The sequence below is a fragment of the Geobacillus vulcani PSS1 genome, assembly GCF_000733845.1.
GTDB lineage: Bacteria > Bacillota > Bacilli > Bacillales > Anoxybacillaceae > Geobacillus > Geobacillus vulcani.
In genome coordinates, this window is record NZ_JPOI01000001.1 from 583,492 (window position 1) to 607,259 (window position 23,768).

The window sequence follows — 23,768 nt, forward strand, 5'->3', positions numbered from 1 at the left end:
CCTTCAACTCTCCTACAACTCGTTTTTACCCCTATCTATTATGGACAAATAACTGGCAAGAAATCAAGCTTTAACCCTCTGCGACAGCAAAAACAAACCGGCGCAGCGTCCGTCACTATGCGGACGGCCCACGCCGGGAAAGAGCTTTTGAACCAGACAGGGCACATCGGTGCAAACGTTTCGGAATAGGATGTCACCAATCGATGTGCAATTCCAGAGCATGGAGACAGTCAGCCAGCTGCCGCTTAATCTCCGCCAATGCGGCTTCCGTCTTCGCCTCCGCACGCAGGACAAGAATCGGCTGCGTGTTCGATGGCCGCACCAACCCCCAGCCTTCCAGAAACTGGATGCGGGCGCCATCCACATCAACAACTGGATAGCGGCCGGCGAACCGGTTTTTCACCGCGGCAATGGCAGCTGGTTTTTTCTCTTCCGGACAAGCAACGCGCGTCTCCGGCGTCGCTGCGTACCGCGGCACATCGGCAAACCACTCAGACAGCGGACGTTCGTCATTCGACAACAAGCGAAGCAGCCGCCCGGCGGCGTACAAAGCGTCGTCATAGCCGTAAAACTCATCATTAAAGAACAAATGGCCAGACATTTCACCGGCAAACGGGATCTCCGGACGGCGGCGCAGCGTCGCTTTGACGTGCGAGTGGCCGGTCCGATGGAAGAACGGCTTCCCGCCGAGCCGCTCAATTTCCTCCACGAGCGCTTGTGAACATTTCACTTCGACGGGCGCGTCGGCTCCCGGATGGCGCTTGAGAATCTCGCGCCAGAACAGCACCATCAGCTGGTCGCCCCAGCGGATCGCACCCGTTTCATCCACAACCCCGATCCGATCGCCGTCGCCGTCAAACGCAATGCCAAGATCGGCCTTCTCTTTGCGCACCGTTTCAATCAAATCCGTCAAGTTTTCCGGCACGACCGGGTCCGGATGATGGTTCGGAAACGTTGGATCGGATTCGCAGTAAAGCGGGATGACATCGCACCCCCACTCTTTGAGCACTTGTGGCGCAATGATCGATGGGGTGCCGTTGCCGCAGTCAACGACAACCTTCAGCTTGCGCGGACCGAGTTGGATTTTCTCCTTCAACATCTTGATATACGCTGGAGCAAGGTCCAACGTTTCCTCACGCCCCCGCGCTGTTTCAGGCCGCGGCTGTTCCTTGCTGAGCCGCTCCATCGCCAGCCGCAGCGCTTGGATACGCTCACCATAAATTGTCGTTTTCCCCATGGCAATTTTAAATCCGTTCTCATCGCCTGGGTTATGGCTGGCGGTGATGATCATGCCGCATGGGATGTTCGTGTAATATAAGCTGTAGTAAAACATCGGCGTCGTCGAAAGCCCAATATCGACAACATCGCAGCCGCCATCGAGCAGCCCGTCTTTGAGCGCCCGATGCAAGCCAGGCGATGACAAACGATTGTCATGACCGACAACCGCCCTCTTCTCGCCTTCCTTTTGCATCATGTCGGCAAAGGCCCGTCCGAGCCAATACGCGAACGACTCATCGAGCTCCTCGCCGGCTCGTCCGCGAATGTCATATTCTTTAAACACGTGTGCCGGCCATGCGAACGGTTTCGTTGTTGATGGATTCATCGACAACCACCTCCACCGAAATCGATTGAGCGATTGCTGCGGTTAACAAGTAAGATAATGTCGATTCTGCCCCCCGATTCGGGTTCGGGCCGTTCGGGCCAAGCCCGTCGCAACAACTGCCGTCGCTTGGGTCGGCAAGCGGCGCCTTGCCGTCGTTTTCTCCGTAAAACCAGGCAAGGCAGCGGCGGACGACGCTGCGATACTGCTCGTCGTCCGTCGCCCAATACGCTTCGCGCGCCGCCAAAGCGAGCTTCATCACATCAAGCGGCTGCTGATCCCAATCGGCGCGGTAGCGGCGGCTGCACCAACCGCGGTTGCCGATCGGGCGGATGACACCTTCCGGTCCGCTCATTTTTTCAATAAGGAAAGCAAGGCTTTTTTCCGCCACTTCCCTCACCTCATTCCGCGGCGCGCGCCGATATGCCGTCCAAAGCGCCCACGGCAACACCCCGTTGGCGTACGTCAACTCCGGCTCATACCAATGCCAACTGTCACCGGCATGCTCCCAATAAGCCGCAAGCAGCCGTTGCTCAAACCGTGCGGCCAAAGCCGCCACTTCCTCTTGATCGACGCCACGCGGGCGTCCTTCTGTCAATAAAACGCCGCAAGTGGCCAACCCCCAGGCGACGCCGCGCAGCGATCGAAGCTCCCATGCCGCCGGCATGGCCCGCCGCAACATCTCGGCCGCCGCCTCGCGCCGCGCCGGATCGCTGAGGCGAATGCAAGCCAACGCCGCCGCCCAAAACGATCGCCCAAAACAGTCGTCTGACGGCGTTTCCTCTTCTTTTGTCCGGTCGAAGAAAAAGTTGTTGTGGAACGTGCCATCATCGTTTTGCGCCCAAAGCAAAAACGCCAAATACCGGTCAAGCAAACGGTGCAGCCGCTCTTTCTCTTCTTTGTCCTCGCATAGCGCCATCCATTCCAGGCTCGCCCAAATAGCGCGAGCGTTGTCATCGGTCGAATAACCCTCGCGACGGCGCGGGATGCGACCAAGGCTATGCTCAAGCAACCCGGTGTCGTCAGTCATGCGCTCGAGATGGTCGAACTTAATGACTGACGGTGCCAATGGTCTTCACCTCCCCACGTTTCGCGGCGCACATGCGCGCAAACAAGGCGACATGCTGTTCGCCGACGCGCGGCCAATGCGTGTTTGCCCCGATTTGGCGCATCTTTTCCTCCCATCGCTTCAGCGCCGCCTCGTCGGCCAACAGCTGCCCGAGCCGCTCTTCCCAGACAGTTGTATCGCCATATGGCAACAACAGCTCTTCACAACCTTGCAACAAATCGCGCGCATGCTCATACGGCGTCGAAACGACCGGACGACCGACGCCGACCGCATAGGCAAGCGTGCCGCTTGTAATTTGTTGCATGCCCGGGTACGGGGTGACGTATAGATCGCATGCCGTCAAATAATCAATCAATTCCTCTTCGCTGAAATACCGATCTTCCATACGAACATGGCGCTCAAGCCCCAAACGGTGAATGAGCGATTTCAACTCCTCGCGATAGGCTTCTCCTTCCCTCTTTTTCACTTCTGGGTGCGTCTGTCCAGCGATGACATACAGCGCTTCCGGCACCTTGCGAACAACACCCGGCAATGCGGCCAAGACCGACTCAATGCCTTTGCCGCGGCTGAGCAAGCCAAACGTCAACATCACTTTGCGGCCACTGAATCCGAGGCGACGGCGCAGCGAATCGCGGTCCTCACTGCTTGGACCCGGAGCGCCGTGCGGAATGTAGACGACTTTCTCCTTTGGCAGGCCGAACGCCTTCACTAAGTAAGGGATCGCCTGCCGGTTCATGACGATGATCGCATCGCTTGCTGTCGCGATTTTCTCTTGAATCGGGCGATACGGTGGCTCGGGCTCGGCAAACACCGTATGGAACGTCGTTACGAGCGGCTTATGGAGCGCGGCAATGAAATCAAGAATGTATTCGCCCGCCTCGCCGCCGAAAATGCCGAACTCATGCTGCAATAAAACGACGTCGATGTCGCTTTCATTCACCCTTTTGGCCATCTCAGCATACGCCGCGCGGTTTTGCGCCGGAAGCGGCCAATACACTGGGTTGTTGCGATAGGCGTCATCTCCATCGCTTTCGTTGTACAACACGATGACGCGGTCGCCGTCGGACGGACCGCGGACGCCATCAATACTTTGGCGCAAATGTTCCGTAAACGTCGCCAGCCCGCACCGCCGTGGTGGGTACGTGCTGACGTAGGCGATTCGAATCATGCTTGCACCGCCTCCTTGAACTGATTAATAATCGAATCTTCGAACACTTCCCCCGCCGGCGTCACCGTCCGATAGCCGAAAATGCTGTTTTGCAAACGGCTGCGGTCACGAATGACAGAGCGGTCCCAAACGATGGTTTGCGCGCAATGGACGCGGGCGCCAATTTGACAACGATCGCCGATGACCGCATTCGGGCCAATGACGGCCTGCGGACCGATTTTCACGTGATCACCGATGAGCACAGGCGGCACAAACAAGACGCCAGCCCCAATCTCCACGTTTTCCCCAACAAACACGCCTGGTTGAATTTCACGTCCTTTGAGCGGAATCGGAAATTCCCGGTTCAACGCATCCCAATGCACTTGGCGATAGCGGGCCGGCGTCCCCATATCTCGCCAGTATCCGTTGCTGACGATGCCATATACACCGACATTCTTCTCGATCAGCAGCGGGAACGTTTCACGCTCGATCGACACTTCCCGCTCAGCCGGGATATAGCGCATCACGTCCGGCTCGAAAATATACATGCCGGCGTTGATCCGGTTCGATGGTGCTTCCTCGCGGCGCGGCTTTTCGACAAAGCGTAAAATTTGCCCGCGATCGTTCTGTTCGACTACCCCATAGGAAGAAGGATCGTCTACTTCCGTTAAGACAATCGTCGCCAAACCGCCATGTTGACGATGGAAATCAAGCAACGGGATCAATTGCGGCAAATGCACGATATCGGCGTTAAACACGAGAAACCGTTCCTTCAGCCAGCGTTCGGCGTTTTTGATCGCTCCAGCCGTTCCGAGCGGGAACGGTTCAAGCGCGTATGTAATCTTCACATTCCAGCGCTTCCCATCTTCGAAATAGCGACGGATCACGTCTGAACAATGATGTGCGGCGATGACAAATTCGTTGACTCCTTGGTCGCGAAGATGAACGATGAGGTGTTCAAGCCATGGCCGGTTCGCAATTGGGGCCATCGGTTTGGGGATGTTTTCCGTCAATGGACGAAGACGTGTACCTAATCCTCCTGCCAGCAACAATGCTTTCATTTCGTCATCCCTCCAATACTATTTTTTTCACAAAAATAGACACGCTTTTGACGGATGAACGAGAAAATGAAAGTCGTTCATAGATTGCTAGCACTCGGCTATGATGGTTGCTAATAATAATATACATAATATTCCTCCTTCGATGCAAGCGAAATGATTGTCGAATGACGTCGATGAAGAATGGACGCTTATAAATTTAGAAGCTTTCATTTTCTCGTTCTTCTTTTTCTTTGCGGTATAATGAGTATCGTTAATGCTATATATATGTGAGGGAGGAGGAGAATACGCCATGATTTCTTCATCATCTTTCCGTTACCATGTTGGCATTGCCGGTGCCGGCGCATTCGCTGAGTTTCTCGCCGGCGCTCTTGCTCCGCTTCCTTCCTTTCATCTCTTCGCTGTCGCTGGGCGGACGGACGAAAAACGCCAGCGCGTCATCGACGCCTATCGCCGCCGTCAGCCGCAGGCGGGCGACGTGCGTGAATACCGCGAAGCTGAAGAATTGATCGTTGACCCACACGTTGATATCGTCATTCTCACCACCCCGCCGCATTTGCACACCCCGCTTGCCAAGCGGGCGCTTGAGGAAGGAAAACATGTGCTGCTTGAAAAGCCAGGCGGCCTCACCGCCGAGGCGCTGCGGGCAAACATCCAGCTCGCCGCCCGCCAAAACCGGGCATTGGCGGTCAATCTCGTTCTTCGCTACCACCCGCTCGCGGAAGCCGTCAAGCAACTCATCCACCGCGCGCTTCTTGGCCCAGTGGACTACGCAAGCCTTCACAACGCCGCCCATCGCGTTGCGGAAGGCCATTGGTTTTGGGACGAACAGCGAAGCGGAGGCATCCTGATCGAGCACGGCGTCCACTTTTTTGAAGTCGGCCGCGATTGGTTTGGCGAAGCGGCTTCCGCGCACGGATTCGCGTTGGGGGAAACAGACGGCACACGGCCGCGCGTCGGTGCCACGGTCATTCATGAAGGCAACGGACGACGCGTCCCCGTCCATTATTACCACGGCTTTACGATGGACCCTGCCGCTTCGGAATCGACGCACTGGGACATTCATACGGCACGCGGGCGCATCGTGCTTGACGGCTGGATCCCGATGCGGCTATCCGTATCCGGCCTCGTCTCAATCGATGAGGCAACCTATATCAACGCCTTGTTTGATGCCATTCCGAAGCACCCATCCGCAGATGCCATCGAACAAATGCGGTGCACCGCCGACCGCCTGGCGCCGCCCGCTGCATCGCCAGCCGCCCCGCGCATCCCGTACGAACGCACCGTGGTGCTCTCGGACCGCCACGGGTGGTACGAAGCGATCGCCCAAGCGCGCTTTCTTGACTTTTGCCGCTTGATTGAGGATCCAAGTGCGCGCAGCATCGTCACTGCCGAGAATGCCGCCGCCGACCTCGCTTTGGCGGAAGCGTGCACCACCGCCAGTGAACCGTCACGCGTTCGCTAGACAGCGGGCAAGAAAACAAGCCTGTTGGGGATGCAATGAAAGCAACCGCCGACAGGCTTTTTCTTTTGGAACCAATTTCCTATTGTTACACAAATCAAAAACGGCTCTTCCTACGGGAAAAGCCGTTTTCCTGCATTAGAATCAATGAGGGCGGTGAAAAACGGCTGATTCCCTTACTCAATGGGGGGAATGGGCGAAAAGCAGGGTCGATGCAACAAGGTTTTTCTAATTGAGAAATGACATGGTAAAGCCGTATTCACGATTAAATCACCAGCCTCCAATACCTCCCCCAGCTCAGTGCCTCATTCTCCTATAGGCAGCCTTTTGCCAACAGTGCCTCAACGGTGGGAAGATCAGCCGGCGCCCATCTAAGGTCACGAAGCTGCGAGGGCGGCACCCACCGAAGCTCGGCATGCTCCCGAGCTCGCGGTTCCCCATCGACTAAGCGGGCTTCATACGTCCGCAAATGCACGATGGCGTGTTCATATTCATGGCATACATCCGCCAACAGTTTGCCGATGGAAATCGTGCAGCCAAGCTCCTCGCGAATTTCCCGGACTAAAGCCGCTGCCGGACTCTCCCCTTCTTCCACTTTGCCGCCGGGGAACTCCCAGACGTTCGGCAACGACATATTCGGTGCGCGCAGCGCGCATAAAACGTCCCCCTGCTCGTTGCAGATGGCTGCTCCGACGACAGGAATGACCCGTTTCATTGCTGACCCGCCCTTCTCATCCATATACGCCATTTTAGCAAAAACCGCTTTGTTTTCCAAAACAGTGGAACTCCTTCAAACATGACGAATGCGGCATCGCCTTGCCGCTGGCCAACTTGGCTAAAGAGCTGTACGGGTTTGCCAAACCATACGGTCGGGGGCAAGAAGACGCTTTCCGCTGTTTATCGGCTGTTGTCAAGCCAAAAGGGACAGGCAGGGACGGTGCCGTTCCCTCTTTTTTGAAAGGACGAAACTTTTTGACTGGACGCTCCGTATTCTCAACTGAAATCGATGACAGGGAGGCGAACTCATTGTTCAAAAAACTGTTAAGTTCCATCGGCATCGGATCTGCCACGGTCGACACGAAGCTTGCCAAAGCGCAATACGCTCAAGGGGAAACAGTCGAAGGAGTAGTCGAAATTCGCGGCGGCAGCGTGGAACAGCACATTGATAAAATTGATCTAGCCTTAGTGACGACGTATATTCGCGAAGTCGACGATCACAAATTCGAAGAAAAAGCTGTGCTCGCCCGACACAAGGTGTCTGACTCGGTGACGATCAGGCCGAACGAAACAAAAACGATCCCGTTCCGATTCACCCTGCCCTATGACACACCGGTGACGCTCGGCTCTTCCAAAGTGTGGCTGCAAACCGGCCTGGACATTCAAATGGCGCTTGATCCGCAAGACCGGGACTACCTCACCATCGAACCGCATCCGCTCGTCACAGCGTTTCTTGAAGCCGCCCGTCAACTGGGATTCCGCCTCCACCATGTGCAGTGCGAACAAGCACCGCGCTATTGGCAGCGGCGGCTGCCGTTTGTCCAAGAGTTCGAGTTTCGCCCGGTAAGCGGAGCGTTTCGGGGCCGCCTTGACGAATTGGAAGCCATCTTCTTTGTGTCCGAGCACGGAGTGGAAACCATTTTGGAAATCGACCGCAAAGCGCGCGGATTGGCCGGGTTGCTCGCCGAGGCGCTCGACATCGACGAGACGCTCGTCCGCTTCACCTACGGGCCGAACGATCTCGCCTCGCTGCCGCAATTGCTGGCCAATGCCATTCATCGATATAGCTGAACCGAAAAAGCAAAAGGGGCCATCGGCCTCTTTTGCCCCATAATGAAGCAAATCGACAACTTGCCCCTATGTCCCCTCTATCACTGCTCTATAGACAAAACAGCATGGTTTCTTCCAGCGAAAATGCAAGCAAGCACTTAAATCGTCCATTGATCGTGAACAATCCCAACCAGCCGCCATGTATCGCCATCTTGTTCAAAAACAAGACGCAAACTCTTCCAATCCATTCCATTATATTGCTCGTCAAACCCGGTAAAATGAAACTCCACAAACACTCCATTGGGATATACTTCATGAATGTTTTCCAACGTATTTCCTTTCCCAATCACGATGTTGTTTCCAATCATATGCGGATTGGCAAAATCCACGTCGTGAACTACCCCCACTTAATTTTCTAGCGAAAATTTGAAGTGGAGGCTTCCAAAGAAGTTTGACTGCTTCAAGCAATCCTTATTCTTTGAGGCGTGTCCACTTCGCCGCTAGAGCATAAGACACTCAGGTCTACAGCTTTACTTTTCTTTAAGATGTTTAATGCGCCATTGACATCAGCATTAATTAGTTTGCCAGACTTTGTTCGATACAAGCCGCGCTTAATACGTTTGCCGCTGAACTTATATTCTTTTGGATTGTCGGCATTATATTCAGGAATCTCATCGCCGTCAAAAAAGCTGGCTTGAGACGTATATGATTCTTCCTGTTTAAAGAATTCAATGCCGTAAAATTCACAAAGATATTCTAGTTTTTCTTTTATGTTACCGAGAGGAATATTGACAAAGTTTTGATTTGTCTTTTTTCCTAGATTAATATTGCGTTGCAATGTTTCAGCATAGCCAATGACAAGTTTGCCAATTTGATTTTCAATACAGTAGTTAATGATGTAACGGCAAGTCTTGTTGATATAATCATTCACTTTATTATTGCGATTCATAGCAAGCAAAGCCTGTTTACGAGTGGTGCCTTTGATTTTTTGCTTATCTTTAATGCTTTGAAGTCTGGCATTTTCTTTGTTAAACCATTGATTTATACTTTTTAATCTCCGCCCATCAATGATGAATGATCTGCCGTCTGATGTGACACAAGTGGCAAAATTGTTTAATCCTAAATCAATTGCCAGTGCTTTTTGGTCATTTAATTCTCTTTGATCTTCAGGCATTTCATATTTGTACTGAATCTCAAAGAACCTGGCATGATGCTTAGGAATGATTTCAATCTGCTTAATCTTTTTGTCCAGTAACACAGGCGGAATCGTTATCGTGATAGGCTTGTGAGTCTTTTTAAATAGGCGAGAATACGGTATCGTGAATTTGTTGCCGTCTATACGAATCTGGCCAATGATCAGTGAATGAAAGCCATCTTTTTTAAGATATTTTGGAATACTGATAGCCTTGTAGTCATATTTTCCTTGTTTGGCAAGACTGATCAAACCAAAGAAAGATTTAAAGGCTTCATTGACCTTTTTTAAAATTTGCTGTGCCATGTTGCTGTTTAACAGCTTATAGTTTTCGTTAGTTTTTGCAAGATGATAGTTTTTCTCATAATTAAGAAATTCCTTGTGTTCAAAATAGTATTGTCTGACATTGTACAATCCGACGTTGTACATGTTCTTGGCAATATGGCACAGTTCTCTAAGAGTCAAGTATTCTTCTTTGGTCAAACCATTTAGCTGTTGTTTGATACAAAAATACATTTTTTCACCTCCCATCTAACTATATTACTGCAGATGAGCATTTTTCATTACAGTAATTTCCATGAAATAAGAGACAAACAGGGGACCCCTTAGGCGACATGGAGCTGTTTTTTGATCACATCAATGGGAATATCTTGTTTTGCGGCGTCATAGATGAACTCAACGACGCTGTGTCCTTTCCGAGACCGAAGAAGCTCCAGTCCGGAAGAGAGGTCTTGTTGAGATTCCGCGATGCTGTATACGCAGGCAAATAGCACCACTGCCCAATACCGTTTCACCGCCCGAACGTGACGAACACGGTACCCATCGAGCTTCAGCTGGTCTTTGGCCTGCCGGAAAAAGCATTCGATCGTCCAGCGCTGGGCATAGTAACGCAAGATGTCTTCGTCACTCAGCTCCCGGTCGGTGCTCAAGACGACATGGAGATGATCCGGCGTCATCGGTTCATCCGCCTTCCAAGCCAGCAGCACCACCGCGTCATCAAGACCGTTGAGCGCGCCTTCGTAGCGGTAGACACGATAGCGCTCGCTCCCCACCGTGACGAGGCGGGTGTCGTTTGGCTCGATATAGCGGGCAAACTCCTTCGCTTGAATGGCGATGCCTTTCGGGTAGAGAATCCGGTTCGTCTTGAGCATGGCGATGACATGGAATCCTTGTTTCAGGCAGGCTTCGATGAGCGCTTGGGACGGATACCATGAATCCATGAGCACATACACCGGCTGAGCCCACTTCCCCTTGAGCGAGGAAAGCATCTCGATCGCTAGGTCGATTTTGCTTCTTCCCGCCGCCTTATCATAGAGACGAAACGCGAACGGAAACGCTTGCGTGAAGGTATGCACCATCAGCCAAACAAGCGAATGCCCCCAGACCCATTGATGATCGCTGTGAGAGAAATGCCAGTCACACCCTTGAATGGCGTGCGTTGCCCGTGACGAAGGCTTTGTTTTTTGGCAAATGGTATCATCAATCGAAACAAAAAGGGGTTGATTCTCCTGTTTGGCGATTCGCTTGATGCGATGAAGGATCCATTGCTGGAGTTTGCGAAGCAACGTCTCTTCATCCCAAGGGCTTTTCGTGAAAAAATGGCTGAGCGTGGTTCGATGGTTGGGATGAAAACTCCAGTGATGGACATCGGTCAATGTTCCCGAAAATCCCTTGGTAGTCAAGGCCTCCACAATATGAACGAGATGCTTGATGACCGGTTTCGAGAAATAAAGCGCCAACCCCAACGTCATGAAAAACTTGTGGATTCCTTGATGATGTGCTAATCTATTCATGAGACATGAACCTCCTTGTGGGTAGTTGGTGGCACATCTATTCTAACCAAGGAATCGGGTTCATGTCTCCTTTTTTGTTTAGTTGTCAATTTATGTTAGCAAATTTGCTCATCTACAGTATATTATACTATATTTTACTGAATCTATACTATTTTCAGTAAAATATAGTTAAGGCGATTCATCTCCCACTTACTCCGCTTCGCTTCGTTGAAGTGGGAGTCTTCTCGCCTAATTAAGATAAAAAAACCAACCCAAATACCGACGTCTTTTTCATCGCCTAGTCCCCCCTTTTTTCTTTAAACACCATTTTATACGATATCAATAGCGGAAAACACGTCCCCCTTGCCGACCTTCCATGCCCGAGTTCTGAAACGAAAGCAAGGAGTGCAATACATAACTTCTATATTTTATGTTACCTTCCTTTTTTGCGCACATATTTGATATGGATGACATATTCCTATCGCCGGCGCCGAGAAGAGTGGTGATTGCATCAGTCATACGGCGCCAAAAGGTGTTTTCTCCACTACATCAACCTTAATATTTTTGAAGCTTTCCAAAAACACTGGCGTTAAGAAAGAGCGATGTTCATCGACCTTCTAGAAGGCCGGTGAAAAACAACCGGTTCGCTCCATTTAGGAGAATCCGAAAGACCCACTATAGTTCGACTTTTAGAAAAAGAAAAAGGGAAGTACGTGGACATTTCTCCCGTTTCTTCCCTCTTGGTTTCACCACATGTTTATTCGATTTCCTTTGGTCTATCCATGTTTGCCCTTGTTTGTCAAATAAGATGCCGGGGATGGACTGTTTCGTTTCCCAGTAAAACATCATCCAAAGTCCGACTTGATTTCTCTCGATGAACGGTTATTTTTTAAGTGAACGAGTGTATTTGGTGTTTACAAATTTTTTATAAGCAACGCACAGCACTCCACATGCGCGGTATGCGGGAATAAATCAACCGGCTGGACGATTTTCAATGTATAACCAAATGGAACTAATTCCGTAATATCTGCCGCCAACGTTTCTGGGTTGCACGAGACGTAAACGACCCGCTCCGGCTGCGCCCGGCCGATTTTGCGCATCACCTTCCCGCCCGCACCCGAACGCGGAGGATCCAAAAGCAACAGCTCCGGCCTTCCGAATTGTTCGAGCACCTCATCGATGCCGCGCCGGGCGTCCCGCGCCAAAAAGTACGTGTTGTCGATGCCGTTGTCTTTGGCGTTGCGTTTCGCCGATTCGATTGATGTTTCCACAATTTCAATGCCGGCTAACGCCTTGACCCGCTTGGCGAACGGCAAAGAAAACGTGCCAACCCCGCAAAAGAGATCGATCATTTTTTCGTGCGGCTGCGGATTTCCCATTTCCAACGCCAGCTCGACCAATTTGGCCGCTTGCACCGGGTTCGTTTGGAAAAACGTGTCAAACCACAGACGGTAGCGAAACCCGCATAACTCGTCATAAATGAAATCACGACCGGCCAACACATGGGTTTGTTCTGCCTGAGTGCGGTCAGCCCACGCCCGGTTTTCCAGCCAAAGCAAGCTTTTCACTTCCGGGAGCGCCTTCGTGATCCGCTCCGTCAAATCGGCTGCCGCTTCTTTTAGATCCCCTTCCGGCGCCTCGGTCGCGAAAAGCGCCACCATGACTTCCCCGGTCGCAAACGACTCGCGCACCATGAGATGGCGAAGCAACCCTTCATGCGTATCCTTATGATACCCAGGCAGCCGATGATCGCGCGCCCAACGCGCCACCTCCATGGCAGCTTTGACGATCTTCTCGCCGGCAATGAGGCATGTCTCCAACGAAATGACTTGCCGGAAGTTCCCGTGCTCATGCAGTCCAAGCAACCCTTCCGGAGAAAACGTAAACTCCATTTTATTGCGGTAATGCCACGGATGTTCCATTCCGATCGTCTCGCGGACAACGTTCGGGTCAAATCCGTACTGCTCCAAAAGTGCCTTCACATGCTCCGTTTTATGGCGCAGCTGCCCTTCATAGTGCCAGTGCTGCCAGACACAGCCGCCACAGCGGTCAAAGTGCGGACACGACGGCGCAAGCCGTTCCGGATGCGGCTCGATCACTTCTTCCAACCGCGCCTGAACTCTGCGCCGTTTTGGCTCATCGACAACGACTCGCACCTTCTCACCCGGAAGTGTAGACGGAATGGCCAGTTTGAGCTTCTTTCTCTTTCCGTCCTCTTCATGCCAAACGGCGGCTTGTCCAATTCCTTTTTTATCCAACTGATGAACTTCTGCCACAAACGAATGGTTCGTCACACCGCCCAATGGGTTCCCTCCTTTTCGACATGAATCAGCTTGATTTCATTCTTGAGTGTATTGTACACTTTGTCGCAACGGACTTATGCTTGGCGGAAACATACGTTTTTCATTATAACAAGGAACGCCTTTCATTGAAAACGGCAGAACATCATTCCCGATCGATGGGAGCTGCATTCGTTTTCATTTGCTTTTAACACCAAAAGGTGATATATTTATTTTGAAACCTATTGGTGTTATATTCAATGAACGGAGGAATTCTTGTGGAAACCAAGCAAACATTGCCGGAAATCCGCAAAACGATTGTACTGAACGCGCCCATTGAAAAAGTATGGAAAGCGGTGGCAACATCCGAAGGACTTGCGGCGTGGTGGATGCCGAATACATTTGCGCCGATTTTAGGCCACCAATTTGTTTTGCACGCAGGGCCATTCGGGGATTCCCCCTGCACCGTCACCGAGCTCGATCCACCTCACCGTGTAGGATTTAATTGGGGAAAGGATTGGCATCTTACGTTTGAATTAAAAGCATTGGAAGACGGAAAAACCGCATTCACCCTCATCCATTCCGGATGGGATGCCGACAAAACAACGGAATTTGGCCAACCTCATGCAGCCGTTCGCCAGATTATGGATGGTGGGTGGGAGAACATTGTCAACCAAAAACTCCCTGCATACATCGAGGGATAAACGAACCGCCGCCGCGCCGAAGCACGATGTATTTCACGCCATCGCCGATCCCACCCGCCGCCAGATGTTGCAGCTGCTGGCCGACAACGAGCTGTCGATCGCCGCGATTGCCAAATCGTTTCCGATCAGCCGTACAGCCGTCAACAAGCACCTTCATATCCTAGCGGAAGCAGGTTTAGTGAGCCGTCGAAAAGCCGGGCGCGAAACGAGGTACAGATTCCATCCCGAACCCCTCGCCGAATTGAAAACATGGCTTTCCTTCTTTGAACCGTATTGGGACGAACGGCTCATGGCTCTCAAACAGTGGGTGGAAACAGACGAAAAGCCCTGATGACGACAAAATCGCATCGTATTCGCAGAGGCGCAAAGGCGGTTTCAATGACGACGAACAGCTGCATCTTATAGAGGAAGGAGAACGGGAAGATGGATCCTTTCATCTCTTGCCCGCAGTGCACGAATCCCATTACTGTTAAAGATGTCATGCACTTTTCTTCGCCTTGGACCATGAAATGCCCGTATTGCGATGTGAAGCTGAAAGAAACGAGAATCACGCCGTTTTTGCTGCTGGCCGCAGCCGGCATTGTCCCGTTGTTTCTTTTCCTGACAGTCCAAATCAAGGCGTTTGCAGCAGCTTATTGGCCCGTGGTCGAACACGTGCCAACAATCATCGTGTTTCTCGTCACACTCTATCCCCTTTATTGGATGTATGAGCGGGCAAACGCCACCATTCTGTGCAAAAAGGGACGCTTTCAGGTGAAGAAAAAAGGATGACCTCCGAAAAATGAATTCATAGAAAAAGGTTCTCCAGGGGATCGATGGTGATAGAAAAAGGGTGTCCTAAAAGCAACGGGACACCCTTGACTGCTAGAAGACTGGTGAACAATCGCCTCATCTTCACGGCAAAACGTTTTTTTAGGAAAGCAAAATCAAACGAGGCAAGGCTCCTCCGCTTTAGGAACGATTGATTTCGCGCCGTATGCTCTCAACACCACCAACCTCACCAACGTACGGTGAACCTTAGAAACGGATTGCTGCAGCAAGGCGATCATCATAAAGCTTCCTTTTTCTTTTCTTCGGCTTTCTTATACCCATTTTCCCAGAACGTCGCGTTTTTGATTCCGTATTTTGACGCATTGAACTCTGGATCTTTGCCTTGCTTCAGTTGTTCTTCGTAATCTTTCAGAGCAAGATAAGCCGGTTTAAACAACAATAAAATCGCGATCAAGTTCAGCCAGACCATAATGCCGAGCCCGGTGTCGCCCATGGCCCACGCGGTTGTCGCCGTTTTGACCGTTCCATAGAACGTGGCAGCCAAAAAGATGATTTTTAAAGCCAAAAAGGCAATTCCTCGATGTTTGCCACGCACAAGATAGGCGAGGTTGGTCTCGGCGATATAGTAATAGGCGTACATCGTCGTAAACGCGAAGAAGAAGAGAGCAATCGCGACAAACGCCGAGCCAAATCCCGGAAGCAGCGTGTCAACCGCAGCCTGCGTATAGCCAGCGCCCGGTTCGACTCCCTCGAGATGGACAACGATCGGTTCCCCTGTTTTTTCATTAATGACATTGTATTGATTGGTAAATAAAATCATCAGCGCAGTCGCCGTCACCACTAAAAATACATCCAAATAGATCGAAAACGCCTGCACCAGCCCTTGTTTGGCCGGATGCGACACTTCGGCCGCCGCCGCCGGGTGAGCGCCTGTCCCTTGACCGGCTTCATTGGCATAAAGACCGCGTTTGACGCCCCACATGACGGCTGACCCGATAATGCCTCCAAATACTTGTTCCGCTCCAAACGCACTTTTAAAAATCAAGCCAAAGACCTCAGGAATTTTTTCGAAATTCACCGCAATGATCGCAATAGCGACCAACAAATAGCCAACGGCCATAAACGGAACAACAATTTCGGCCGTCTTCGCGATTCGCTTGACCCCTCCAAAAATCGTAAAGCCAAGAAGCGCAATGACGATTATGCCTGTCACCAGTTTCGGAATGCGAAACGCATTGTGAAAGCCATCGGCAATCGAATTGGCCTGAATTCCCGGCATTAACACCGCCATGGCAAGAAGGATGGCGGCGGCGATGACGACCGCAAACCATTTCCAACCAAGACCTTTTTCAATATAGAAAGCCGGACCGCCTCGGTACTGCCCATCTTGCTCTTCTTTGTAAATTTGCGCCAGCGTGGACTCGACATACGCCGTCGCCGCTCCGATAAACGTAATGACCCACATCCAAAAGACGGCGCCCGGCCCTCCGTAAGCGATCCCCGTCGCTGTCCCGGCGACATTCCCTACCCCAATGCGGCCGGATAACGACATCGTCAACGCTTGGAATGAGGACACCCCCGCATCAGAACCCTTCCCCGTCGTTACAAGCCGCACCATTTCTTTCACATGACGAATCTGCAAAAACCGGGTGCGAATACTAAAATACACTCCACAAAAAACAATAAAAAGAATTAAGAGAGGGCTCCATAATAACTCATTCACCGTCTGGACAAGCTTGTCAATCAAATTCATCCCTCCTCATTGATTCAGTTGCTTTTGTTGTATAACACACGGCTAAGCTATATTATAAATAATCACATATTTCTATTTCAATAATTTTTTATAATAGTTTTTTTCTATATTTTCTGAATCACATTCCCCCTTTCCTATAGAACATCGATGGGTACAATCACAAAGGAATCACCGCGGAAAACAGGAGCAAAACGTTACGGATGCGCCAAGTTTCTTATAAACGGCTGAAATAGAGGAACATGCGCTCGACTCCATCCTTCTAGTTGGCTAAATGAAGGAGAAAAGCAACCAAAACGGCCAAAAACATAAGCGGTTGAATGGGGAGATCAGTGGAAGCAACACAAGGGTATGCTATGGACAGCTGTAGGTGTAACAGTTGTCTCCATTCCTCATAGGTACGATAAAAACATTAGGTGGCAAGCAGATTAAAGTTGGTCTATTGGGGTTTCAATCTCTCATAGGTACGATAAAAACGGGCGGAATTTCTCCAGCTTGGTCCGGTGGCGAAGGTTTCAATCCCTCATAGGTACGATAAAAACATCGGCACACGGCCTTTTGCCGCAATATCAATACCGGTTTCAATCCCTCATAGGTACGATAAAAACTGAGTCGTTTTTGCTGCTCTTGCAATTGACGTATCTTGTTTCAATCCCTCATAGGTACGATAAAAACGCAATCTTCCGTTTCAATGCAGCCACTTCGCGGGCCGAGTTTCAATCCCTCATAGGTACGATAAAAACTTCTCGTATGTATCGACGAATTGGTCATCGTTAAAGACAAGTTTCAATCCCTCATAGGTACGATAAAAACCCTCAAAAAGTGTTGTCATATCAAGCTTTTCCCTTAAACGTCATCCTTAGAATAACACGTTTCGAAGATTCTGTCAATCAAGTTCATCCGTCATGGCTGTAGGGATCAAGCGACCAAAATCAATGTCGTCGACCCCCTAGGGTTTTTGCACGATTGGAGGTCGACGACAAGTGAACGGATCGGCCATTTGCGCTTCGCTTGGAGAAGGGGCTTCAAGCGATTGGGGCGCGTGCGCCATCAGCTCTTTCTGCTTCCCTTTGTTCCGAAGGTATCCATTCTCACCACCACTACCCCAATTCTTTGATGATGGCTAACGGCCTTCCTCGCTCGCCTGCTCAGCGGGCGGTCGGACTGCCCATTTCTTGAGACGGGACACTTCTTTTGGACATGACGTTCAATCAAGATTGGTTCTTTGGCGTTTACATCCGCCATTGCAATTTCGCCACGCACTCCACATGCGCCGTATGGGGAAACATGTCGACCGGCTGGACTTCGATCGTTTCATAGCCGCCGTCCTCTAAGATGCGCAAGTCGCGGGCCAAGGTGGCGGGGTTGCACGAGACGTAGACGACGCGCGGCGGTCTCATGGCGATGATCGTCTCGAGCAGCGCGGCGTCACAGCCTTTGCGCGGTGGGTCGACAACAAGACAGTCAGCCCGGATGCCTTCCTGATACCAACGCGGGATGACGTCTTCGGCGGCGCCGACTTCGAAGGTGACGTTTGTGATGCCGTTCAGCTCGGCGTTGCGCTTGGCGTCTGCGATCGCTTCGGGGACGATTTCGACGCCGTAGACATGCTTCGCTTTTTTGGCTAAAAAGAGCGAGATCGTGCCGATGCCACAGTAGGCGTCCATAACCGTCTCCGCTCCGGTCAGCGCAGCATACTCGAGCGCTTTGTCATACAGCACTTTCGTCTGTTCCGGGTTGACTTGGTAAAACGAGCGGGCGGAGATGGCGAATTGGATGTCACCGATGCGGTCGGTGATGAACTCGCTTCCCCATAACACCCGCGTGTTAGCGCCGAAAATGACGTTCGTCCGCTCGGGGTTGATGTTTTGCACGATCGATTTGACGTTCGGAATGGCGCGGATGATGTCGCGGACGATCTCTTGTTTATGAGGCAAATGGTCGGTGCGGGTGACGAGCACGACCATCACCTCGCCCGTCGCCGCGCCGCAGCGGGCGACAATATGGCGGAGCACGCCGCGGTGGGTGAGTTCATCGTACGGCGGGACGCCGTAGCGCTCAGCGATCCGTTTCACCGCTTGGACGACGACGTCGTTTTTCTCCTGCTGGATGAGACAGGAGTCCATGTCGATGATTTCGTGGCTGCGCTCTTTGTAAAATCCGGCGACCAGCCCCCCTTCGCGCTCGCCGACCGGCACTTGCGCCTTGTTTCGGTAGCGCCATGGGTTCTTCATCCCGATGACGGGATGGACGGTGACATGTTCTAGCTTGCCGATGCGGGCGAGCACTTCTTTCACTTGCTTCTCTTTCGCCTTCAGCTGGCCTTCGTAGCTCAGGTGCTGCAGCTGGCAGCCTCCGCATTGACGATAGACGGGGCACGGGGGCTCGACGCGGTCGGGGCTCGGTTCGTACAGCTCGATGAGACGGCCGTACCCGTATCCTTTTTTCACTTTGATCACCTTCACTTTGGCCCGCTCGCCAGGAAGCGCGTTTTTCACGAACAACGGAAAGCCGTCCACTTTCGCCACGCCGAGCCCGTCATGGGTCAAATCGGTGAATGTGACGTCATAATAGTCGTTTTTGGCGACTGGTGCTTGTTGTTTCGCCATATCGTTCCCCTTTCTGCCGATTCGTGTAAGGTTAGCGTACCCTTGGGGGCGTCATCACATAAGAAAAGAACAGGCTTATGACCCTGTTCTCACTTGTTCCGCCTTGTCTTTCGGCATGATGACTTCCAAATGGTGGTACAAATTGACAAACTCTCCTGGAAGCATGCCGCCGAATTCCCCGTCTAAGTTCAGCTGCATCGGCGACCGCACCTTTACCCGGTTCGCTTTCGTATAAATGATATGCGGGTCGTTGATATGCTCCCCGCGCGCCGCCAGCGTCACAAGACGGACAAATTCGGCCAAATTCGTTTTTTTGACGATGATGAAATCAAAGAGGCCATCATTGAGTGACGAGTCAGGCGCCAGTTTTTCAAAGCCGCCGACTGAGTTCGTGAGCGAAACCAAAAACATCATAATCTCGCCTTCAAACAGTTTGCCGTCGTACTCGATTTGCGCTTCGGTCGCCTTAATGGACGGAAGCATCTCGATCCCTTTTAAGTAATAAGCAAGCTGGCCAAGCATCGTTTTCAGCCTGCTCGGCACTTCGTAGGTGAGCTCCGTCAGACGGCCGCCGCCCGCGATGTTGATGAAATAGCGTGTTTTGTCTTCGTTCGTCACACAGCCGATGTCAATCGGTACGGGCTCGCCCGTGGCGATCACCTCGCAGGCCCCTTCGATCGTGCGCGGCACGCCGATGGCGCGGGCGAAATCGTTCGTCGTCCCTACCGGGATGACTCCCAGTTTGGGCCGGTACGGTTGATTAGCCAGTCCATTGACCACCTCGTTGATCGTTCCGTCACCGCCGGCGGCGATCACGAGGTCAAATTCACGTTCCACCGCTTGTCGAGCGGCTTTTGTCGCATCTCCCGGACCCTCGGTGGCGTGGCACGACGTTTCATAGCCCGCTTTTTCCAACCGAACGAGCACATCGGGCAAATGGCGCTTAAACAGCTCGCGCCCCGATGTCGGATTATAGATCATTCGAGCTCGTTTCATCATCCTCAACCTACTTCCTTTTTTCCATTCCACTCGTTCCCATCATAGCGAAACAATGCTTGATGCGCAACTCCGAAGAATGTCGTGAACGTTTGCCAATAGGCGAAAAAAGAGCCCTTTGTTCGATCAAGGGCGCCTGACACTGTTTATGACTCGCTCGCATTCGCCTGTTCGGAAGCGATTGGCTTAGCCGTGACGGCCGATGCTGCGCCGCTCGTTGTGAGATTTTCAAGCAGCTGCTTGACATCGATGCCGGTCGATGCTTTTAACGTCTCTTGCAGGCTCGCCATTAAGTTCGTCGCGTATCCCGTGACGCGATTGGCGCCGCCGTTTGTTCCCGATCCCGTATCGACGATCGTCAGCTTCTCGATGTTCGCAAGCGGGCTCGCGACTTGTTTCGCGTATTCCGGAAGCATTTTGATGATCATGTCGAGCACGGCCGCCTGGCCATAGCGTTCGAACGCTTCGGCAATCTTTTGTTTCGCTTCCGCTTCGGCGAGACCTTTTAGGCGGATAATTTCCGCTTCCGCCTCCCCTTTCGCTTTCTCGGCCTCGGCTTTCGCCAGCCCGTCGAGACGGATGCGCTCGGCTTCCGCTTTGGCAAGCGTCTCAACGCGGTATTTTTGCGCGTCGGCTTCAGCGATTTGTTTCGCCTTTTCCGCCGCCGCTTTTTGTTCGATCGCGTAGCGTTCGGCGTCGGCTTTTTTCTTCACTTCCGAGTCGTATTGCCGCTCGCGGCGCAAAATTTCTTTTTCTTCGAGCTCAATTTGTTTTTGCCGCTCAATGATTTTAATTTGCATTTGTTGGGCCATCACTTCTTGCTTGGCCTTCGCTTCTTCAAGATGGTACGCCTGGTCGGCGCGCGCTTTGGCGATGTCTTGTTCGCGGCGGAATTCAGCGAGCTTGAGCTGGTTGATTTTTTCCGCTTCGGCGATTTCCGTCAGCCGCTCGAGCTCCGCTTTGCGCGCTTCTTTATCCGCTTCGGCCCGCTTGATGCGCGTCTCTTTCTCCGCTTCGGCCGTCGCAATATCGGCGTCGCGCTTCACTTGGGCGATGCGCGGCTTCCCGAGCGCGTCGAGATAGCCGTTTTTGTCGCGCACGTCTTTGATCGTGAACGAGACGATGACAAGCCCCATTTTCGCGAGATCTTGCGAGGCGACGCGCTGCACTTCTTGCGAGAATTTGTCGCGGTTTTTGTAAATTTCCTCCACCGTCATCGATCCGAGGATCGAGCGGAGATGGCCTTCAAGCACTTCTTTCGCTTCGTTTTCCATGTCTTGGCGCGTTTTACCTAAAAACTGTTCGGCCGCGGTCGCGATTTCGCTGATCGAACTTCCGACTTTGATGATCGCCACTCCGTCCGCCATGACGGGCACACCTTGTTCCGTATACACTTCCGGCGTCTGCACGTCGAGCTTGATCGACAATAAACTGAGCGGCTCGGCCTGCTGGAAAATCGGCACGACAAACGTGCCGCCGCCGCGGACGATTTTAATTTTGTTTCCCGATTCGTCCACGTGGACGTTTTTGCTTCCTAAATAGCTGCCGGTGACAATAAGCGCCTCATCCGGCCCGACCGTGCGGTAGCGGGCGATAAAAATGGCAATGAGTCCGACGAGAAGCAAGACGACAACGCCAATAACAATCAACCATGGCGCAACCATGACAGTTCCCCTTTCTTTGTTTTAGATGGAAAGATGATACGGATCGTGCCTCGCTACCACAGCGACGCCGTTTTCCATTTGCACGATAATGACCTCTTCCCCTGACGGAATGGCCTCATTGTTTGCGCTTTTCGCCGCTTTGGCCACCGCACCGCTTTGACGGGAGATGAGAATTTCGCCAAACCCATCCGGCGGCACGGACACGATCACCTTCGCCAGCGACCCTTCCAACTCGGCATCTGTATACCCAATTGACGCCTCAGCCGACCGAAGCGGCAAAAAAACGAAAAAGTGCAAAAGCAACACCACGACAAGCGCCACGCCGACGCTCAGCCAAACGATCCACCGCGACGCCCAATCCGTATACCATTCCGCCAACAAACCGACCGCGCTCGCGACGATGAAAAACGATAAGACGAGCTGCGGGCTGAACAGCGGATGATCGGCCACATCGAACAGACCGTCAAGCACATCGCTGAAGAAAAAATACAACACCGTCAGCAGCGCACTGACCACCAGCACGATCCCATATATGACCTCAGGCGGATGGCCAAAAATCATTTCCCTCCCTCCTTTCGCCTTTACCTATTGATACGGGCGAGGCAGCGGGTGGTTTCATCATTTTTCCAATGGTATAAAAATTCGACAAATTCTTTCCTATTTCCTTTCTTTGAACAAAAAACTTCTGTGAAAAAGGCTGTGGTCAGGCAGGATTTTGCCTTGCATGGATCGAATAAAACAAATGGGAGTTTAAAAATAAAGTAGGGAGGAAGACCATGTCAGAAACGCGCATTGACCATGATCGCCTGTTTAAAGAGTTGTTAAGCACGTTTTTTGAAGAATTCGTTCTCCTCTTCTTCCCACGCGTATACGAGCATGTTGACTTTAACCATCTTTCCTTTTTATCAGAAGAAGTGTTGACCGATGTTACTGCAGGGGAAAAACATCGAGTCGATCTATTGATCGAGACAAAGCTAAAAGGGGAAGATGGACTGATCATTGTCCACATCGAACACCAAAGCTACATCCAACCCGCTTTTTCAGAGCGAATGTTCATTTATTTCAGCCGTTTATTTCAAAAACACCGCCGCCGTATTCTTCCGATCGCTATCTTCAGCTATGACGCCACCCGTAATGAACCTTCCTCTTTCACTGTGGAGTTTCCGTTTTGGACCGTTCTCGATTTCCGTTTTTTGACCATAGAATTGCGCAAACTCCCGTGGCGCGAGTACATCCGCCATGACAACCCGGTCGCCGCCGCTCTGTTAAGCAAAATGGGGTATAATGAAGATGAGAAGGTGGAAGTGAAAAAGGAATTTTTGCGCATGCTCATCCGCCTCGAGCTCGATGAGGCGAAACAGCGTCTGTTGTTCGGCTTTTTCGAAACATATTTGCGGTTATCGGATGAAGAAGAAATCCGACTGCGAAATGAGGTGAATACAATGGAAGAGAAGGAGGTGACACACAGTTGAAATAAATTTATAAAATTTCGTAAAACTCTATATACAATTTATAAATAGGTGATAATTGTGAAGTATTACAGTATAGGGCAATTTGCCAAACTAATAGGGAAAACAGAGCACACATTAAGAGATTGGGATAAATCTGGTGTATTAAAACCTGCATATGTTGCGCCATCGGGGTTTAGAAGGCTGGTGAAAAACAGCTGTTTCCCCTGCTCAATGGATGAACATATGAAAAAAAGTACTGATGCTACAAAGTTTTTCTATTTGAGAAATGATGCCGGGAAGCCCCATGTTCCCTTAAATCACCGGCCCTTTAGATATTACTCACAAGAACAGCTCAATCATTTTCTTGGTATAAAAAATAGGAAACGCGAGAGAAAAATTGTAGGCTATTGCAGAGTGTCAAGCGGTTCAAATCATCACATTATGTTGTAAATTGCAGGGGAAAAGAGCAAATAAAGC

General features: G+C 51.5%; 19 protein-coding genes, 3 pseudogenes and 1 CRISPR repeat array. Of the genes and pseudogenes, 8 read left to right on the forward strand and 14 right to left on the reverse strand.

Translation table 11 applies throughout. The features are described 5' to 3' along the window. Positions 1–193: 193 nt before the first annotated feature. From N685_RS0103270 to N685_RS0103285, 4 genes are read right to left on the reverse strand one after another with little or no spacing between them, the layout of a single operon-like run. Positions 194–1,603, reverse strand: a complete 1,410-nt coding sequence (locus tag N685_RS0103270) for a phosphomannomutase/phosphoglucomutase (RefSeq protein ID WP_031405833.1) — start codon at positions 1,601–1,603, stop codon at positions 194–196. Further along, entirely contained in the window at positions 1,554–2,669 is a 1,116-nt protein-coding gene (locus N685_RS0103275) for a hypothetical protein (protein WP_031405835.1), read from the reverse strand. Before N685_RS0103275 ends, N685_RS0103270 begins: the two co-directional genes overlap by 50 nt. Beyond that, the gene (locus tag N685_RS0103280) at positions 2,650–3,837 is read right to left on the reverse strand and encodes a glycosyltransferase family 4 protein (protein WP_031405838.1); all 1,188 of its coding nucleotides are present in this window, start codon (positions 3,835–3,837) and stop codon (positions 2,650–2,652) included. Before N685_RS0103280 ends, N685_RS0103275 begins: the two co-directional genes overlap by 20 nt. Then, on the reverse strand, positions 3,834–4,877 hold the full coding sequence (locus N685_RS0103285; protein WP_031405840.1) for a nucleotidyltransferase family protein: 1,044 nt from the start codon (positions 4,875–4,877) through the stop codon (positions 3,834–3,836). The genes N685_RS0103280 and N685_RS0103285 overlap by 4 nt, the downstream gene beginning before the upstream one ends. A gap of 289 nt (positions 4,878–5,166) precedes the next feature. On the opposite strand from N685_RS0103285, the gene N685_RS0103290 reads away from it, so the two are divergent. After that, positions 5,167–6,339: a Gfo/Idh/MocA family protein gene (locus tag N685_RS0103290; RefSeq protein WP_031405842.1), complete on the forward strand. Its 1,173-nt coding sequence runs from the start codon at positions 5,167–5,169 to the stop codon at positions 6,337–6,339. A gap of 310 nt (positions 6,340–6,649) precedes the next feature. Here N685_RS0103290 and N685_RS0103295 read toward each other — a convergent pair whose 3' ends face one another. Further along, the gene (locus N685_RS0103295) at positions 6,650–7,051 is read right to left on the reverse strand and encodes a (deoxy)nucleoside triphosphate pyrophosphohydrolase (RefSeq protein ID WP_031405844.1); all 402 of its coding nucleotides are present in this window, start codon (positions 7,049–7,051) and stop codon (positions 6,650–6,652) included. Positions 7,052–7,362: 311 nt separating this feature from the next. Between N685_RS0103295 and N685_RS0103300 the strand changes: the two genes are divergently transcribed. Then, positions 7,363–8,124: a sporulation protein gene (locus tag N685_RS0103300; protein ID WP_031405846.1), complete on the forward strand. Its 762-nt coding sequence runs from the start codon at positions 7,363–7,365 to the stop codon at positions 8,122–8,124. Between the two features lie 137 nt (positions 8,125–8,261). On the opposite strand, the gene N685_RS0103305 is transcribed toward N685_RS0103300, so the two are convergent. The 4 genes from N685_RS0103305 to rlmD (N685_RS0103320) all read right to left on the reverse strand — a co-directional run bounded on the left by N685_RS0103305 (position 8,262) and on the right by rlmD (N685_RS0103320) (position 13,370). Next, on the reverse strand, positions 8,262–8,492 hold the full coding sequence (locus N685_RS0103305; protein ID WP_031405848.1) for a hypothetical protein: 231 nt from the start codon (positions 8,490–8,492) through the stop codon (positions 8,262–8,264). 71 nt (positions 8,493–8,563) lie between these two features. Then, complete coding sequence (locus tag N685_RS0103310; RefSeq protein ID WP_031405850.1) at positions 8,564–9,811, reverse strand: RNA-guided endonuclease InsQ/TnpB family protein; 1,248 nt, start codon at positions 9,809–9,811, stop codon at positions 8,564–8,566. An 89-nt stretch (positions 9,812–9,900) separates the two neighbouring features. Next, positions 9,901–11,088, reverse strand: coding sequence for an IS701 family transposase (locus tag N685_RS0103315; RefSeq protein WP_031405852.1), 1,188 nt, complete (start codon positions 11,086–11,088; stop codon positions 9,901–9,903). An 893-nt stretch (positions 11,089–11,981) separates the two neighbouring features. After that, the gene (gene rlmD, locus N685_RS0103320; RefSeq protein ID WP_031405854.1) at positions 11,982–13,370 is read right to left on the reverse strand and encodes a 23S rRNA (uracil(1939)-C(5))-methyltransferase RlmD; all 1,389 of its coding nucleotides are present in this window, start codon (positions 13,368–13,370) and stop codon (positions 11,982–11,984) included. Positions 13,371–13,624: 254 nt separating this feature from the next. Between rlmD (N685_RS0103320) and N685_RS0103325 the strand changes: the two genes are divergently transcribed. The 3 genes from N685_RS0103325 to N685_RS0103335 all read left to right on the forward strand — a co-directional run bounded on the left by N685_RS0103325 (position 13,625) and on the right by N685_RS0103335 (position 14,821). Continuing rightward, positions 13,625–14,050 carry an SRPBCC family protein gene (locus N685_RS0103325; RefSeq protein ID WP_031405856.1) on the forward strand — a complete coding sequence of 142 codons (426 nt, stop codon included), beginning with the start codon at positions 13,625–13,627 and terminating at the stop codon, positions 14,048–14,050. Further along, positions 14,013–14,381, forward strand: a complete 369-nt coding sequence (locus N685_RS0103330; RefSeq protein ID WP_031405858.1) for an ArsR/SmtB family transcription factor — start codon at positions 14,013–14,015, stop codon at positions 14,379–14,381. Before N685_RS0103325 ends, N685_RS0103330 begins: the two co-directional genes overlap by 38 nt. 92 nt (positions 14,382–14,473) lie before the next feature. After that, complete coding sequence (locus N685_RS0103335) at positions 14,474–14,821, forward strand: hypothetical protein (RefSeq protein ID WP_031405860.1); 348 nt, start codon at positions 14,474–14,476, stop codon at positions 14,819–14,821. 277 nt (positions 14,822–15,098) lie between these two features. Here the strand turns inward: N685_RS0103335 and N685_RS0103345 are convergent, their stop codons facing one another. The 5 genes from N685_RS0103345 to N685_RS0103365 form a co-directional block, all read right to left on the reverse strand. Beyond that, positions 15,099–16,574 (reverse strand): alanine/glycine:cation symporter family protein, encoded by a 1,476-nt coding sequence (locus tag N685_RS0103345; RefSeq protein ID WP_171661489.1) that lies wholly within the window; start codon positions 16,572–16,574, stop codon positions 15,099–15,101. Positions 16,575–16,952: 378 nt separating this feature from the next. After that, a CRISPR array of direct repeats spans positions 16,953–17,384; the repeat unit is 30 nt; unit sequence GTTTCAATCCCTCATAGGTACGATAAAAAC. Positions 17,385–17,803: 419 nt separating this feature from the next. Continuing rightward, positions 17,804–19,180 (reverse strand): 23S rRNA (uracil(1939)-C(5))-methyltransferase RlmD, encoded by a 1,377-nt coding sequence (rlmD, locus tag N685_RS0103350; protein ID WP_031405864.1) that lies wholly within the window; start codon positions 19,178–19,180, stop codon positions 17,804–17,806. 75 nt (positions 19,181–19,255) lie between these two features. Then, positions 19,256–20,176, reverse strand: coding sequence for a diacylglycerol kinase (locus N685_RS0103355; protein ID WP_031405866.1), 921 nt, complete (start codon positions 20,174–20,176; stop codon positions 19,256–19,258). Between the two features lie 146 nt (positions 20,177–20,322). Further along, the gene (locus N685_RS0103360) at positions 20,323–21,840 is read right to left on the reverse strand and encodes a flotillin family protein (protein WP_031405869.1); all 1,518 of its coding nucleotides are present in this window, start codon (positions 21,838–21,840) and stop codon (positions 20,323–20,325) included. 21 nt (positions 21,841–21,861) lie between these two features. Beyond that, positions 21,862–22,401, reverse strand: coding sequence for a membrane protein (locus N685_RS0103365; protein ID WP_031405871.1), 540 nt, complete (start codon positions 22,399–22,401; stop codon positions 21,862–21,864). 215 nt (positions 22,402–22,616) lie between these two features. Here N685_RS0103365 and N685_RS0103370 point away from each other — a divergent pair. From N685_RS0103370 to N685_RS20260, 3 pseudogenes are all read left to right on the forward strand, one after another. Next, positions 22,617–23,297: pseudogene (locus tag N685_RS0103370) on the forward strand (Rpn family recombination-promoting nuclease/putative transposase); the annotation flags it as partial. 72 nt (positions 23,298–23,369) lie between these two features. Further along, positions 23,370–23,483: pseudogene (locus N685_RS19465) on the forward strand (MerR family transcriptional regulator); the annotation flags it as partial. 135 nt (positions 23,484–23,618) lie between these two features. Beyond that, positions 23,619–23,714, forward strand: a pseudogene (locus tag N685_RS20260) (IS607 family transposase); the annotation flags it as partial. Positions 23,715–23,768: the final 54 nt, after the last annotated feature.